General features: G+C 48.4%; 12 protein-coding genes and 1 riboswitch. Of the genes, 5 read left to right on the forward strand and 7 right to left on the reverse strand.

Features of this window, described 5'->3' with window-relative positions:
- Positions 1-145 precede the first annotated feature (145 nt).
- Positions 146-823 carry a DMT family transporter gene (locus M0Q40_10915; protein ID MCK9223106.1) on the forward strand — a complete coding sequence of 226 codons (678 nt, stop codon included), beginning with the start codon at positions 146-148 and terminating at the stop codon, positions 821-823.
- Between the two features lie 7 nt (positions 824-830).
- Here the strand turns inward: M0Q40_10915 and M0Q40_10920 are convergent, their stop codons facing one another.
- Genes M0Q40_10920 through M0Q40_10930 form a run of 3 tightly spaced genes read right to left on the reverse strand, consistent with a single transcriptional unit; the run spans position 831 to position 3725 of the window.
- Positions 831-1730, reverse strand: coding sequence for a heme ABC transporter ATP-binding protein (locus tag M0Q40_10920; protein MCK9223107.1), 900 nt, complete (start codon positions 1728-1730; stop codon positions 831-833).
- A gap of 30 nt (positions 1731-1760) precedes the next feature.
- Positions 1761-2801 carry an iron chelate uptake ABC transporter family permease subunit gene (locus M0Q40_10925; GenBank protein ID MCK9223108.1) on the reverse strand — a complete coding sequence of 347 codons (1041 nt, stop codon included), beginning with the start codon at positions 2799-2801 and terminating at the stop codon, positions 1761-1763.
- Positions 2802-2813: 12 nt separating this feature from the next.
- Entirely contained in the window at positions 2814-3725 is a 912-nt protein-coding gene (locus tag M0Q40_10930; protein ID MCK9223109.1) for an ABC transporter substrate-binding protein, read from the reverse strand.
- Positions 3726-3830: 105 nt separating this feature from the next.
- Positions 3831-4036, reverse strand: a riboswitch (cobalamin riboswitch).
- Positions 4037-4194: 158 nt separating this feature from the next.
- On the opposite strand from M0Q40_10930, the gene M0Q40_10935 reads away from it, so the two are divergent.
- The 4 genes from M0Q40_10935 to M0Q40_10950 all read left to right on the forward strand — a co-directional run bounded on the left by M0Q40_10935 (position 4195) and on the right by M0Q40_10950 (position 10800).
- Positions 4195-5118, forward strand: a complete 924-nt coding sequence (locus M0Q40_10935) for a quinate 5-dehydrogenase (protein MCK9223110.1) — start codon at positions 4195-4197, stop codon at positions 5116-5118.
- 17 nt (positions 5119-5135) lie between these two features.
- Positions 5136-7754 (forward strand): aminotransferase class III-fold pyridoxal phosphate-dependent enzyme, encoded by a 2619-nt coding sequence (locus tag M0Q40_10940; protein ID MCK9223111.1) that lies wholly within the window; start codon positions 5136-5138, stop codon positions 7752-7754.
- A 384-nt stretch (positions 7755-8138) separates the two neighbouring features.
- Positions 8139-8816 (forward strand): hypothetical protein, encoded by a 678-nt coding sequence (locus tag M0Q40_10945; protein ID MCK9223112.1) that lies wholly within the window; start codon positions 8139-8141, stop codon positions 8814-8816.
- Positions 8817-8979: 163 nt separating this feature from the next.
- Entirely contained in the window at positions 8980-10800 is a 1821-nt protein-coding gene (locus tag M0Q40_10950) for a YgiQ family radical SAM protein (GenBank protein MCK9223113.1), read from the forward strand.
- Positions 10801-10818: 18 nt separating this feature from the next.
- On the opposite strand, the gene rlmH is transcribed toward M0Q40_10950, so the two are convergent.
- From rlmH to M0Q40_10970, 4 genes are all read right to left on the reverse strand, one after another.
- Entirely contained in the window at positions 10819-11298 is a 480-nt protein-coding gene (rlmH, locus tag M0Q40_10955; GenBank protein MCK9223114.1) for a 23S rRNA (pseudouridine(1915)-N(3))-methyltransferase RlmH, read from the reverse strand.
- A 138-nt stretch (positions 11299-11436) separates the two neighbouring features.
- Positions 11437-13836 carry an alpha-mannosidase gene (locus M0Q40_10960; GenBank protein ID MCK9223115.1) on the reverse strand — a complete coding sequence of 800 codons (2400 nt, stop codon included), beginning with the start codon at positions 13834-13836 and terminating at the stop codon, positions 11437-11439.
- Positions 13837-14173: 337 nt separating this feature from the next.
- On the reverse strand, positions 14174-15235 hold the full coding sequence (locus M0Q40_10965) for a HigA family addiction module antitoxin (GenBank protein ID MCK9223116.1): 1062 nt from the start codon (positions 15233-15235) through the stop codon (positions 14174-14176).
- Positions 15213-15554 (reverse strand): type II toxin-antitoxin system RelE/ParE family toxin, encoded by a 342-nt coding sequence (locus tag M0Q40_10970; protein ID MCK9223117.1) that lies wholly within the window; start codon positions 15552-15554, stop codon positions 15213-15215. The genes M0Q40_10965 and M0Q40_10970 overlap by 23 nt, the downstream gene beginning before the upstream one ends.
- Between the last annotated feature and the right edge of the window lie 438 nt (positions 15555-15992).

Here is a 15992-nt window from a genome sequence, read left to right on the forward strand (position 1 = left end):
AAATTCACATTAATCACCGGGATACTGCCATCATCTCCCATTTACTTTGACGGTATACCTCATTTGGGGCAGTCAACAAACTGGAAAATACCTTCTGTTTCGGAGGCTTGCCTGATTCGGGTTTAAGGACTTCGGGAGACTACTGGTGCTGGGTATCTTAGGAGTCAGCATTAGCCTAAGCCTACTGCAATACAGTATTACACGCATTAGCGCATCAACAGCCGCTGTACTGTTTTGCACGAACCCTTTGTTTGTTACCTTTTTTGCTGGGCCACTACTTCAGGAGAAATCGACGAAGTACCACCTGGGGGGACTACTGGCGGGTCTTGGAGGAATCATATTAATCTGTCTGGATGGCATTACAACCAGTAGTTTTGATGCCCTAGGCATCTTACTTGCCGTATTATCGGCGATTACTTACGCCATGTATACCGTATACAGTAAGGTCTGCCTCCGAAGTATGCCCGGTAGCGTGATCAACAGCATCTCCTTCGTGTTAGGTTCTCTGGTATTACTTCCTGCTTTGGCAAAGCTGAACTTGCCGCTCTTTACGTTTCCCGTTAAGATCATGCCCCAGATGCTTTACCTGATCATTGCAGCTACCGCCGTTGCCTACTATTTCTTTCTAAGCGCCCTGTCCAAACTGCCTGCCACCATCGGGTCCTTAGTGTTTTTGATTAAACCAGCACTGGCTACTTTTCTGGCATGGCTGATTCTTAAGGAACCCATAACCCTCCTACAAATAGCAGGGATCGGTCTTGTAACCTGCAGCGTCTTGGTGATCAAACAAGGGGCCAAACAGCAGAAGAAGAGGACCGAGTAAAACCGAGTTATGGCCCAGGACACTCACCAGGGCTTGTTTGGCAACCGAGACAATCTCCTTGTGGGTCTTTTTGAGCACCTATGACTTTCCGATACCTTTGCTTCGGCAACAACATGACCTGGGGCCGATGGTTTACAGGGTGCTGGTAGATCTCTACATCAGTATTGTAGACCGCGCGGATATTCTCCCGGGTAAGCACCTCATCTGCGTTACCAAAGGCGAAGATGCTGCCTTGATCAAGTAGTAGAAGCTTTTTACAGTAAAGAGCCGCTAGGTTCAGGTCATGTAAAACCGTAATGACCGTTAATCCTTGTTGGGTATTTAGCTCTTGTAATAGATCAAAGAACTCCAACTGGTGATTGATATCCAAATGGGATGTGGGTTCATCTAGTAATAGGACATCGGGCTCCTGGGCCAAGGCCTTGGCTAGTAGTACTCGTTGCCGTTCTCCTCCGCTAAGCTCTGTAATTCTCCGGGAGGCGAGATGGGCGATCCGAGTTGCTTCCATGACCCGTCTTACTACCTGCCAATCTGAAACCCCTTCGCCTTTAAATCTCCTAATATGTGGGTGACGACCCATCAGGACTACATCTTCAACGCTGAAGGCAAAAGTAACTTGAGTATCCTGGCCCACATAGGCCATGCGACAGGCAAGCTGCTGATAGGGTATCTTACTCAACTCAACACCGTCTAGCTCAACTCGCCCCTCTTGATAGGACAAGATCCTGTTTAGGTTTTTCAGCAGAGTAGACTTTCCCGACCCGTTGGGTCCAATAATACCTATAAAGTCGTTACTACTCACCTGAAAGGAAATGTCATCTAATACTAGCTTATGATCATAGGCAAAACTCACACCAGATACTCGCAAAAGAGCCAAAGCAATCACCTTTAGGGGTGGGTGGAGCATTAGTCGCCCCACCCTGAGGTAGTTGGAATGTTACATAATCTGCTGCTTTCTTTTTCGCAGCAAGTATAGGAAAAATGGAGCTCCGAAAATCGCGGTTACAACACCCACAGGAATTTCAGTTGGCGGTGCCACTGTTCTGGCAACGGTATCACTGATAACAAGAAACATTGCACCACCTAAGGTTGCAGTAGGTAGCAGGATCCGATGATCCGGGCCCACGATAAGCCTGGCAATATGGGGTACGATCAGTCCTACAAAGCCAATGATACCACTCACACTAACCGCAGCAGCCACGGTTAGGGAGCCGGCGATAAGCAGGATCCGCTTGAGCTTTTCTACATTAACTCCCAAGCTAATTGCGGCCTCCTCACCTAGCATTAAAACGTTAAGATCACGTGAATAAATCAGGGTAATGGTCATTCCCAACACAATATAGGGTATGGACAAGAGCAGATCATGGTAATTTGCTAAGGCTAGACTGCCCATCCCCCAGTACAGAATCTGGTAAAGGTCCTTGCTATTTAAGATCATTAACAACGATACCAAAGCAGATAGCAGTGACCCCACTGCAATCCCCGAAAGAAGCAAGGTATCCACAGGTACCTTACGGCCAACCCTTGCAATGTTATACACTGCAAAGCTGGTCACCAAAGCACCGACAAAGGCACACAAAGGGACTCCACCGATCCCGGGGAAGGGAGAGCCGATCTTAAGCACAATGGCCAACGTCGCTCCGAAGGATGCTCCTGCGGAAATACCAATTACGTAAGGATCCGCCATGGGATTCTTAAATAACCCTTGAAAGCTAACCCCCGCGATGGAAAGCCCAGCACCCACAACAATGCCAACTAGAACCCGGGGTAGTCTGACCTTCAGGACAATGACCTCATGACTCTTAGGCCAGTCCTTGACCACCTTCGCCCCTAGCCTAGGCACTCGGCTAGCAATGATTCGAAAGGCGTTTTTGATCGAAATACTTGCCGGACCAATGGTAGTGACAAAGACACCAATGATCAGCAAAGCTACCAGCATTGTCAGGATAATCAAGGCCCATTTTCTGCGCTGCCCCAAGTGTAACCACTCCTAGTCTATGGTCCCCGGATGAAGCACCTGTGCTATTTCCGTTAGTATACTGGGAATTCTGTACGTGCCTCGGCTAATAATGTCTGGGTTGCTTACCTCATGGACCCGCTTTGTATTTACCGCAGTAAGTTCCTCCCAACCCCACAGATCGAAAATGCTCTCGGCCCCATCGGGATAGTACTGTGTCATGGAAATAATCACATCGGGGTCTTTTTCTATGAGCACCTCAAGGCTATAGCGAGGCCATTCCTCTTTGGCGTCCGCGGCCGCGTTAGTGCCCCCTGCGGTTTGGATTACCTCATGAATAAAGGTGTTCGGTCCTACAGAAGTAATGAAACCGTCAAAGATACCCACTACAACAAAGACCTCGGGCTGATTAGACTTCCCTGAAACCAGTTTCTGAACCCGCTCGATTTCCCCTTCCATGGCTGCTGTAATTTCATTTGCAGTCTTGGTCGTATCGGTCATGATCCCAAGGTTGTTGATGCCCCTGATCACTTCATCGATACTGCCCGGTTCAAAGACATACACAGGAATATCCAATTCCGTTAGTCGATTGATGTACTGTAGGGTCTGCTGTAATCCTCCCGCGGTAACAACTAAGTCCGGCGCCTGCTCAATAATCAGCTCCAAGTTAGGCGAATAAAAATCCCCAATCTTCGGTTTTGCTGCAGCCTCTGCGGGGTAATTACACCATTCGGTAACTCCCACAATCCGATCTGCAAGTCCTAACCTAAACAAGTTCTCGGTATTAGCCGGGGCCAAGGAAATGATCCGCTCTGGTCTTTTAGCCAGATGCACCTCCCTACCCAAAGAATCGATGACCGTTACCGGATAGGCCTCGGCAAGTAAGGTGGCACAGCTTATAACCAATGTAAAGATTACGATTAATAACCCGTTTCGTTTGCTCATTTGACAATCCCTCCATAAAAAAACCCAAACCTTCACGGTTTGGGAACTAAAAGTGCGCGCGATACATGCGAGCGCTCTTTACCAACCCCTTTCTCCCGAAGGCAGAATGGTAAATCACACTCAGGCAGGTCTCCTGGCTCCCGGTTCATCGCTTGCTTTTACCTTCCCGCTAATACAGCAGTGGCATGTTAAAAGTTGCTTCCCGGTTACAGTGGCGGGACCGCGCCGTTCACAGACAAGGTCTGCTCGGACTTCCCTATTAAACCCGTCTTCATTTGTTGAATCCGGGTACCTGAGGTGACTCTTATTGGATTGTTTGCTTGTTTACTTCGTCGTCAAATCAGTAACTCCTGCCTGAAAAAAGACTTTTGCCTTTTAGCCACAGCCATGCTATAATTCTCGGTGAGTACATTTTTGTGCACATTGATACGTATGGATTTGCCAGCCTTCTGAGAAAGGGTGACCTTCATTGAAGCGGGTAGTTAGTGTTAGTATTGGTTCCTCTGCACGGGATAGCAGCTCGGAAATCGAAGTCCTAGGTGAACAGATTAGTATCCAAAGAATCGGTACCAACGGTGATCTGGCTAAAGCTGCAGCTTTAATCCGGCAACTAGACGGAAAAGTTGATGCGATCGGTATCGGAGGAATGGATCTATACATAGGCTGGGGCGATAACAAGTACATCTTCCGGGATGCAAAAAAGCTGACCACAGCGGCCAACAAGACCCCTATCGTTGATGGCACTGGACTAAAAGATGGCCTCGAAGCCCACGTGGTTGACTATTTGCAGCATGAAGGCATGGACTTTTCCGACAAGAAGGTCCTTATTGTCTCAATAATGGATCGTTTTGGTCTTGGTCAAGCCCTCACAAATGTAAGCAAAGAGATCATTTACGGAGACGTAATCTTTTGCCTGAAGATGCCCATCCCACTTAAATCCCTAACTTTCTTGAAAAGACTAGCACGGGTAGTTGCTCCTGTGATCTGTCAGCTGCCGTTTAAACTCGTCTATCCCACGGGGGAAAAGCAGCACGATATCACCCCCCGGTTTGAGCAGTTCTACGCCTGGGCGGATGTGATCGCTGGCGACTTTCATTTTATCCGCAAGTTTATGCCTGATGATCTTAGCGGCAAGACTATTATCACTAACACAGTCACCAAAGAGAATCGGCAGGAACTCAGGCAGAGGAACGTGGCTACCTTGGTCACCACAACCCCGAATATCGGTGGTAGATCCTATGGAACAAACGTCATGGAAGCTGTTCTTGTTGCCATCAGCGGCAAGGATCCAAAGGAGCTAACTCCCCAGGACTATCTTGTTTTATTGCAGGAGATTGGCTTCAAACCGGATATTCAACAGCTAAATGGGGAAACATCCTTCGTGACATGTTGAAAGGTGGAAATTCCGAAATGCATCCTTTTCGTCGTTACATAAACCCCTACCTAGGGAAACAATTAGCACAGATCAATATGGATAAACAATATATCAAGGCCAAAGGGCAGTACCTCTATGATCGAGATGGTACAAGATACCTTGACTTCATTGCAGCCTACGGGGCTCTCCCCTTTGGCCACAACCCGGATATTATCTGGCAAGCACTGGAGTCTATCCGGTTAAATGAAAAACCTAATTTCGTGCAACCTTCCTACTTGGAAGCGGCTGGCCAATTGGCAGAACGCTTAATCACACTAGCTAATAACAACCTGCGCTATGTCACCTTTGGTAACAGTGGTGCCGAAGCAGTGGAAGCATCAATCAAAATGGCCCGGGCCGCCACCGAAAGATTCGGTGTTCTCTCGACAAAAAACAGTTTCCATGGGAAAACCCTGGCTGCCCTTTCAGCAACAGGAAACCCCAACTACCAGAATGCGTTCTTTGCCCCTTTGCCTGGTTTTGATCACATCCCCTTCGGTGATATTGAGGCCCTTAAAGAAAGGCTCGCAGCAAACCCTGACAAATATGCCGCGTTCATTGTCGAACCAATTCAGGGAGAAGGGGGCATTGTAGTCCCGCCCGCAGGATACCTCAAGGAGGCGAAGGAGGTCTGCCACCAGTACGGAGTTCTGCTGATTGTGGATGAGATTCAAACGGGACTTGGACGGACAGGAACACTGTTTGCATCAGGTGAGGAAGTAGAACCAGATATGCTTCTTTTGGCCAAAGCCTTAGGCGGTGGTCTTCTACCCATTGGTGCTTGTTTAGCCTCGGAAGAGGCTTATACGGAAACCTTTGCCTTAAAGCATTCCTCAACCTTCGCGGGAAATGCCATGGGATGCCAGGCTGGCCTTGCGGTATTGGATTTCCTACAGACTGATGATTGGGCTATTCTCACAGAAATCCAGCATAAGGGTCAATTCTTACTGGAAAGTCTAAAGCAGATGCAACAGAAGTACCCCAAGGTCATTACCGATGTCCGGGGACGGGGCTTTATGATTGGGCTTGAATTTGATATTAGTCAAGATGATTTTCCTAACACTCTCCTTGGGATTATGGCAGATCAGACCTTCTTGACCCCCCTTATTTCCAGTTACCTGCTCAATTGTGAGCATTTGCGGGTGGCTCCAACCCTAAATGGCCATGCCGTGATCCGGATTGAACCGCCACTGATTGTCACCATGGAGGATTGTCGCTTTGCGGTGGCAGCCATTGAACGGATGGTTAAACTGATCGACTCGGGGAACACGGCAGGATTACTCCGTCATCTCACCGATCAGACAAAACCCCTAAGGCAATCAGTGCCTCACCAAGCTAGGCCCGCGGTACAAGTTCTTCCCCCCAAGGCCGAGGAAGGTCGCTTTGCCTTTCTTGTGCATCCTTTGGAGCTGCAGAACTACGTTGATTTTGATAGTAGCCTCGCTGCCTTTTCCAAAGACCAACTTGAGCAGTTGATAGACCGCTGGAACGAAATGATGGAGCCTTTCGTCGTTGCCAAGACTCGTATTCAGTCTGTAACAGGAGCCAGTGCCTACGGAGAGTTCATCGTTGTTCCCTATACAGCGGAGCAACTATCTACTATGCCCCGGCGGGAAGCGGTCTCCCATGTAAAAGATGCCGTTTTACTGGCAAAGAACAACGGTGCGGGAATCGTTGGACTTGGCGCTTATACATCCGTCGTTACCCGGGGCGGTTGGGATGTTCGTAACCTTGATGTTGCCATCACCACAGGCAATAGCTACACCGTGGTTTCTGCTGTTGAAGCAGCCATCGAAGCCCTATCCCGCTTAGGTCGTACCTTGCAGGATACCACAGTGGCAGTAGTGGGAGCTTCAGGAGCAATCGGCCGGGCGGTTTCTATTCTGCTTGCCGAACAGGTACCAAAGCTGATTCTAATCGGAAATCCAGAACGACCTAAACAAGCCCATAGGCGACTTTCAGCCATTATTTCGGAGACATGTCACCATGTGACCACGCAAGCTAAATCGGGAGTGGACTTCCCCGAGGAAAGCCTTGCTAACACACTACTACGGCTTTCCGGATTACCTGAGGCAATATCAAACACCGATAATCTCACAGAACTTGAGCGGTATCTCAAGGATCATGATTTACCATTAGTCGTGACTACAGATGCCCAGAATTATCTAACAGATGCGGATCTAGTGGTTGTTGCAACCAATAGTGTCGCAGAGCTAATCGAACCTTCCATGCTAAAGAGAGGCTGTGTGGTTTGCGATCTCTCAAGGCCAGCAAACGTCAGCCATCAAGTAGAGGAAGAAAGACCCGATGTATTGGTTATTGATGGTGGTGTGGTGGAAGTGCCAGGACACCCCGTTTGGGGCTGGGAATTTGGCTTTGAAGACGGAGTAGCCTTTGCCTGTATGTCTGAAACCTTTATGCTGGCCCTTGAAAAGCGTTATGAGAATATCTCCTTAGGAGCCAACCTCGATTTAGACACCCTTTTGTTGATGCGGGAGCTTGCGGATAAGCATGGGTTTGCCCTCGCAGGTCTTAGGAGTTTTGATCGACCCCTATCCCAAGAGGCCTGGGACAGGATTTGTCAGGCCCAGCAACTGATTTCTCGGATCGGCTAGTCTTTACCGGCAATGGAGGCATTCCATTGCCGGTACGTTCTACACTCCTTTTTCCCTTGTACATACACTATTGAAACCATAGATGGCGCATAGGACTATATAGCCCATAAAAGAAGGAGTCCGTTACAACACAACGAATAAGATTAGTAACAGATTATAAGTTGAACGTGAATTTTCTTCGACAAGGAGACCTAAGGCAAGTCCTTCTTAGTTAATACTCCTAGTACTAACCCTTGGGAATCAGGGTCCGGCAAAAGACCGATTCGGCACTGCATCCCCATCGGTTCTTGTCAGGAAATACCAGGAGGGCCATAAGCTTGCGACTGTCGAAGAGAAAAACCTATATCAAACTGGGGGAACCCAAAGAAAGGAGAAAGGAGAAACATGCGTAAACTGAATCTTTTTGCAGTACTTAGTCTAGTCGTAATTCTGTCCATTACCTCAATTGCCATCGGACAGGAACTGAAATTTGAGGCCAAGAAAACCAAAGACACCATCGTCATCGACGGCAACTTAAGCGATTGGGATGGTCTACCCTCCCTTGTATTGGAACTGACCGATGGTGGAAAGGCATCTTTAAAGGCCCAATGGAATAAGGATTTCCTTTTCTTCGCTGTTGTGGTTGAGGATGAAGTTCAGCGCAACTCAGCAACCGGAGACGGCATTTGGCAAGGTGACAGTGTGCAAATCTCCTTGGATACTCTGAATAACAAGAGCGTAAAAGCATATGATCGGGATGATTTTGAGTTTGGATTCGCTCTTACCGACAAGGGCCTTGCTTGTCACGCCTGGCAGGTTTCCTCCCAAGTTACGTTTGATCCAAAGAAAATTTCCTATGAAATTGTCCGAAGCACTGAGAACAACGTCGCCGTGACTGTATACGAAATAGCGATACCGGCTGCACAGCTTCTTCCTGCCAAGCTAGAATCCAATTACGTAATGGGATTCAACTGGTTGGTTAACGACGATGACGGAGCTGGCCGACAGTTCGTTGAGTGGACCGAGGGAATCGGTATTTCCAAGGATCCTTCCCAATATGGTTCGTTAGTACTAGTTGATTGATCACAACAAACCAGGGGGCCATCCCCCTGGTTTATTTCCCCACCAACCTCTAAGGTTCATCCTCCGCCTTTCCAATCAGGACAGCAGCCCCAATGAAGTATCGGCATTTCTAGAAGGTGGAACACCATTTCAAGTAGAATACCCTTCTCGGAGGTAGGGATAGATGAGTACAGGTTTTCTACCCATAGGTCAAGCTGATCTAAGACAACGTGGCTGGGACTCCGTCGACTTCGCCTTAATTACCGGAGATGCCTATGTGGATCATCCTTCCTTCGGCGCAGCGATCATTAGTCGAGTGCTAGATAAGGCCGGATTCAAGGTTGGAATCATTGCTCAGCCAGATTGGCGGGACCTTAATGAATTTAGACGTTTTGGTCGGCCGAACTTGGCCTTTCTGATTAACGGTGGAAATATGGACTCCATGGTTAACCATTACACCGTGGCAAAAAACCGGCGAAAATATGATGCGTATTCCCCCGGAGGTAAGGTGGGACTGCGCCCTGATCGGGCCACTATTGTCTATGCCAACAAGGCAAAAGAGGCCTATAAGGATGTACCCATTATTCTTGGTGGCATTGAAACAAGTTTGCGCCGCTTGGCCCATTATGACTACTGGGATAATAGAGTTCGTCGTTCGATCCTACTTGATGCCAAAGCCGATTTGCTTGTCTATGGGATGGGAGAGCGGCAAATCCTAGAAATAGCTGAGGCCCTGGCCGTGGGAGTACCCGTCAGCCAGATCAACTATCTGCGAGGAACGGTCTATAGAACATTCAACCTGGAACATGTTTATGAACCAATGCTTTTGCATGACTATGACCGCATCGTCTCTTGTAAGAAATCCTACGCGGAGAGTTTTTCAATCCAGTACCAAAACACTGACCCACTCACCGGAAAAACACTGGTTGAACCATACCGGGATTTCTACGTAGTGCAAAACCCGCCAGCCAAATGGCTTTCTTCCGACGAATTAGATGACATTTACCGCTTGCCATTCACAAAACGATACCACCCTATATATGAATCCGTCGGTGGCATACCAGCCCTTAAGGAGGTGAAGTTCAGTCTTGTTAGTAGTCGAGGGTGTTTTGGTGGCTGCAGTTTCTGTGCCCTACACTTTCATCAAGGTCGAACAGTACAAGCCCGTAGTATTCAGTCCCTCGTCGAGGAGGCCAAAGCACTAATCCAAGAGCCAGATTTCAAAGGCTATATTAATGATGTTGGCGGACCAACGGCCGACTTCCGGGCCCCCTCCTGTCAAAGACAACTTAAGACAGGGGTATGCGCGAAGAGACACTGCCTAGGCAGTCAGCCCTGCAAGAACCTTGAAGTAGACCACAGGGACTATCTTGAGCTTCTTCGGACCTTACGCGAATTACCCGGTGTGAAGAAAGTGTTCGTGCGTTCTGGCATCCGCTACGACTACGTAGTCTATGATCAAAATCCAACCTTCCTTAAAGAACTGTGTCAGCACCATGTCAGTGGCCAACTAAAGGTTGCACCAGAACATGTATCCAACAAGGTACTTGACCTAATGGGCAAGCCCAAAAGGGCTGTCTACGACCGCTTTGTCCAACAATACGAGGATATGAATCGTAGGCTAGGAAAGAAGCAATACCTAGTCCCCTATTTCATCTCCAGCCACCCCGGCTCGGATCTGCACGCTGCCATTGAGCTGGCCGAGTACATCAGGGACATGGGCCACAGTCCCGAGCAGGTACAAGACTTCTACCCAACCCCTGGAACACTGTCCACATGCATGTATTATACCGGGATTAACCCGTTAACCGGACAACGGGTATACGTTCCCAAATCACCCCGGGAGAAGGCAATGCAAAGGGCCTTACTCCAGTACAGCAAACCACACAACTATCCCCTAGTCTTAGAGGCGCTGAAACAGGCAGGCAGGGAAGATTTAATTGGCTACGGCCCAAAAAGTCTAATCCGGCCTAGGAAAGGCAGAGTCTCAAGGAGAAAACCTTAATGCATCGGATACCCTGACCTATTTATGGTAGGGTTCACCCCGAATAATCGTGAAGGAACGGTACAGTTGTTCAAGGAGCACCAGCCGCATTAGCTCATGGGGAAAAGTCATCGGACCGAAGGATAGCCGCGCCTCACATTTTTCCAATAGTCCCCGGGCCAACCCAAGGGAACCGCCAATCAAAAACGTGATGTGTGACCTTCCTGAAAGCATTAACCCCTCAATCCGCTCACTGAACTCAACAGAAGATAGCTCAACTCCACAGATATCCAAGGCCACAACAAAGCTTCCCGGAGGAATTAGTTTTAGAATCCGCCCCTGTTCCACAGCAAGAACTTGTTCCTGCTTTGCTAGACCGATAGGCTCTTTATAGGGCTGTTCCTTTGCTTCCCTCACCTCTAGGTTCGCGTAACGTCGAATGCGCTTGGTAAATTCCGCGATACCGTCTGCCACAAACCTTTGCTTAATCTTGCCTACCGCAATCACTGTAAGCTGCATCGCCACTCTCCTTACTAGACCTCTTACTCATATAGCACACTATACACTTAGGTCAACAGTATTGGCAAGTCATTAAGACTTCCCACACTAGAATGTGGCGCTGTGAGGAACCCTTTTCGTGTTTATCTTCCACTCTGATTAGCACGTCGCCGGCTGTTCCAGAAAATCAGTCTCCGACACTTGATTGTTTTTGACCACGAAGGTCTTGATTTCATGTGCCCCAAAATGGCTTCTCCAAGTGAGGTCTGGGGCTTGCATCTGAAATTCACATTCACCCGCCCTGCCACTGGTCTCAAAACACCTGATGATAATGCCATCATCGTCTTCTGCTTTCTTCACCACAGTGATGATCACGTTGCTACAGTCGGTAGAGAGATAGGAGAAATGCCGCTGTTTGCTACCAGAATGGGCAAAGGTAACCATCGGCCACAGGGGCAGGTTTAGTTCTTCACCTAAACGGTGGGGTAGAGTATCCCTCCACCCTCCCCTATGGGGCACCAATCTGTAGGTAAAATCGCTTCTACCCTGATCCATGTGGGTAAACCCCTCCTCTGGTCCCGGAACAAAGGGTTCATGGTTGGCATAGAGGGGACTACGCAGAACCGTTATACTAAGAACATTTTCCTTCGCGTCATAACTATATTTACTATCATTGACTATGCATAGCCCACCTGCTTCATCACTGACATCTACCCAGGCAAGCCCCGGCTCCTCCTGGCCAGCGGCGGATCGTTGTATGTGACCGTAGGGAGCCTCATAGGTCACCGTCGGTACCGAAACCGCCACCGGAATAGCCATTTTCAGTAAGCGATGTTTCTCCTGCCAGTCCAATTGCACCTTACACTCTATGAATTTACTACCTGCATATAACCGGTACTCCGTGGAAAGAACAGAATCACCAAATGTGCTTACTGCACGGATTGCTGCACGCACCGGCCCCTTTTCTACTATCTGAAAGTCACTTCCAGCAAAGAATCCCGCAACATGATCATAGGAATCTACCCCATGGCTCCACGTATCACTATCATCGTCCAAAACTTTCGCTACGGTGCTACTAGCTAATACCTCTCTTTGCTGCTTTTTATCATACAAACTAGCGATTTGACCAGTTTGGGGATCTAGTCGTACCCGCAGATATTCGTTTTCCAAGGAATCCTCGGTAACCATCAGTGGATTGACACATACATCGTCCTCAGGGTAGACCCAGTACAAACGATAGCCAATACTATCCACCTCCACTGGAAAACAAATACGCGTCCGTAACTGACTGTTTACAGCGGCTTTGGGCCGGATTACCTGACAAGGCACCGGATTACCCTGATCGTCTTCAACCCGGGCCTGATCTCCAAATCCAAAAAGGCCCACTTCACAGTAATCGGTCCGTCTCCAACTGCTCGGGTTAAACACCACCACTGGCGTTCCGGGTCCTTCAGTGTCGATGAGATCCGCCAAGGCACCAGTGGCATAGGTTATGGCCTCTGTAGCATATTGGTAGGCTAACCCATAGAGATCACGTGTATCCTCACAGGCCTCCTCAATGGAAGTTCCGGCTAGAATATCATGGAACTGGTTAAACAGGACTGCCTGCCATGCCTGGGTTAGTTCTGCCTGGGGATAGACATAAGGAGTATATATGCTGGCGATAAGGGCTAGTTTTTCCGCCATTTGCAGCAGGTACTCCAACCTTCGATTATCGCTTTTGATCCTTGCATGGGCAGCATAGCACCCACGGGCATGGTGTTGGAGTTCCGTGTTCCAGAGGGGAAGTCCTTCAGTTTCTTCCCAGATAGCTGAGAAAAATAGGTCGGGGGCACTAAATCTCAGTTCTGGCAAAGAGGTATCCTGTCTCAATTCATGGATCTTCTCCAGATTCTCCTTTGTTGGACCCCCACCATGGTTTCCCACCCCATAGTACTCCATGAGCGCCGGGTATTTATCTATTTCTCCCGCGGTCAAACGAAGCTTCTTCTCCAGTTGCTCACCCCAAGAAGCATACAGGTATGGGATTTGGTAGGCTAGTACCCGACTGCCATCCATACTTTCCCACCAGAAAAGTCGACCGGGAAGCGATGGATTCTCGTGGGGAGCAGGACGCATAAAAACGTATGCATCGATGCCACTTTTCTTTAGAATCTGGGGCAACATCGGGTTATGACCAAAGCTATCTGGATTGAACCCTACACTGGCCAATACCCCGAATTTCTCCTGGAAGTACCTCTGGCCATAGAGCCCTTGGCGGACTAGAGCCTCCCCACCGGGTATATTACAATCGGGTTGTACCCACCAGCCGCCCATAAGTCGCCAGCGTCCCTCCACGACACGTGCCTTGATCCGGTGAAACAACTCAGGATCTCCTCGCTCAATCCATGCATATACTGCGGCCTGACTACAAGTGAAGATAAACTCAGGATCTTCATCCATCCGATCAAGAACAGAATTGAATGTAGCCCGGGCTGCGTCATACCCTTCCGGCCAACGCCACAGCCAGACCGGATCAAGGTGAGCGTGTCCAATCAAATGCAAAACTTTACGACTCATTCGAGATCATCTCCAGTTCTTGCTATTCCTTGAAGGAACCTATCTATGTTCAAGGCTTAGGTAACCGGAGTTACCGCCTCTACCTAGATCGGCTTCTAGCCGAGTACTCATATTCGCCACTGCATGAGCTGCGCCCTTTCACAGGGATGAAACCTGAATTGAATCACTGGACTTAGCAGATATAGGCAGACAGGATCAAGGTCTCCTCGTTATCTTTGCTGGGAACGTGACCGCGACTCAAACATATACAGGTACGTTCTGCCCAAGTGATAATTAGTCCTTGTCGTATTTAGAGCAATCTGGTCAAAGACTCAAAGAGCCGTTCTTGATCACATGCTTACCTCGGTACGGAAAAGGGTGGCCGCATGTCACTGTAGGAACTATAGTCGATTAGCTTATCATGGAGTAATCGACCGACCAGAATACACGGAGCGATACCGATAGCATGTGCATATTCCTTAATCTTCTTCTTGTCCGTATAGTCATATTTTTGCACGAATTCGTGGTAACTTGCTTCAGGTATCAGATAATCGCAAGCTATTTGATCCGCGTCTTCTTCAAAGCTAACAGCCGACACTTTCTTGGGGTGGTTGATCAAATGCGCTAACTCGTGAAAAAACGTAAACCAGAAAATATCTGATCGCTTACCTCTGACACTTAGAGCCAAGATGGCTTTGTTGTTTCGCCAGATCGTTGCGCCGCATATATAGGTTCTGGGGAGCGATTCAACGATGACCAACGCAACGCCGCATTCCGCACATAGTTGTTTTGTCTCAGGATAAAACTCATCCGGCGACTTCATGGTTAGTCGTCTAAAGGTCGGGACCAGTTTCTTGAGTTTTCCCCGGTCAAATTCCTCGACCTCTACAGAAAGACCCTCTAATTCCGCTTTACGAACCCAAGCAAGAACGCCCATATCTGAAATACCTCGACTATGCTTATGCTTCCGAAACAAAACGTTGGTCGATGCTTCTATAGACCCCAAACTGTTCACTCCAAAGAATCTCCTAAGATTACTAACTCGTTGCATACGATCAGAAGTTTTTTCTACCCACCCAAGCTTACTCATATCGTTGTACGGGATACTTCTAAGCATTTCTAGATCCCGTTTTTGGGCCTCTGCTCTTTCTAGCCTGGTTTTGTGCAACTGGTAATTTGTCTCCAGATTCATCCAGAATTGTGCCTTTGGACCTATAACGATCTCGAGCCGCAAAGCAGTTTCGTAGGTAATCGGTTCCTTACCGTTGATAATATTGCTCAGATGCTTCTGTGACATTTCCAACCTTATAGCCAGCTCTTTCTGACTCATCCCGAGATGTTTCATGTTTTCCCTAATCGTTTCGCCAGGCGGAATGGCCACTGCTGGAGCAAAGTTTCTACTTGCGCTTCTGCTTACCATGATAATCCGTCACCTCCTCAATCCTGACAATGTTGATGCGGTTGAGGGCATGTATCGCCACACCATCCTCCAAAACTGGACGAAACACTAATCTGTACGGGTGTACCAAATCAACAGCATACTCCTCAGATCGTGCACCGCGCAAGCGATGCAGTCTAGCCGATGGAATTGCTCTAATATCCATCAAGCTGGTTGCAGCCGCCAATTCCACCACTCTCTGTGTCAAGGTATTTCCAATTGCCGGCCCGAAATCTTTCTGCGCTCTTTTGGGATCCTCACATTGCCTTCTGATCTTATTATTCTTGAATTGTAATTCCACTATACCGTACCATTCCTTGAATGTCAATTTTAATTAACCTAATAGGTTAATAATTGCTACCATAGTTCGTTTGGAACAAGGCAAGGACTCTTAACAACGTGACCGGCGGCGCCATCGCTCCAAATGCATAACATCACCGTTTCTCACTACTCCGGTCAGATTCTTGGGTCTTCTGCTTTAGATGTCACTCGTCCATAGCTAGTAACCATCCGCTTGACATTGACAATGAATTACCTATCGCCTACCCTTGAGGAAGTCGCTTATTGAGTAAGAATAATGTAAGGCGAAGGCCTTGTCAACAGGATACAATCTCGAGAGTGAGTCAACGATTAGCGGGTAGAGGCTCCATCTCCAAGTCGGCTCGGTTCCTTACGTGCTAGAAAGTGGTACCTTCATTGAGTCTGTTGAACAGGTTCGACAATCCACCAGACGAAGTCC

The sequence above is a fragment of the Limnochordia bacterium genome (assembly GCA_023230925.1).
Lineage (GTDB): Bacteria > Bacillota > Limnochordia > DUMW01 > DUMW01 > JALNWK01.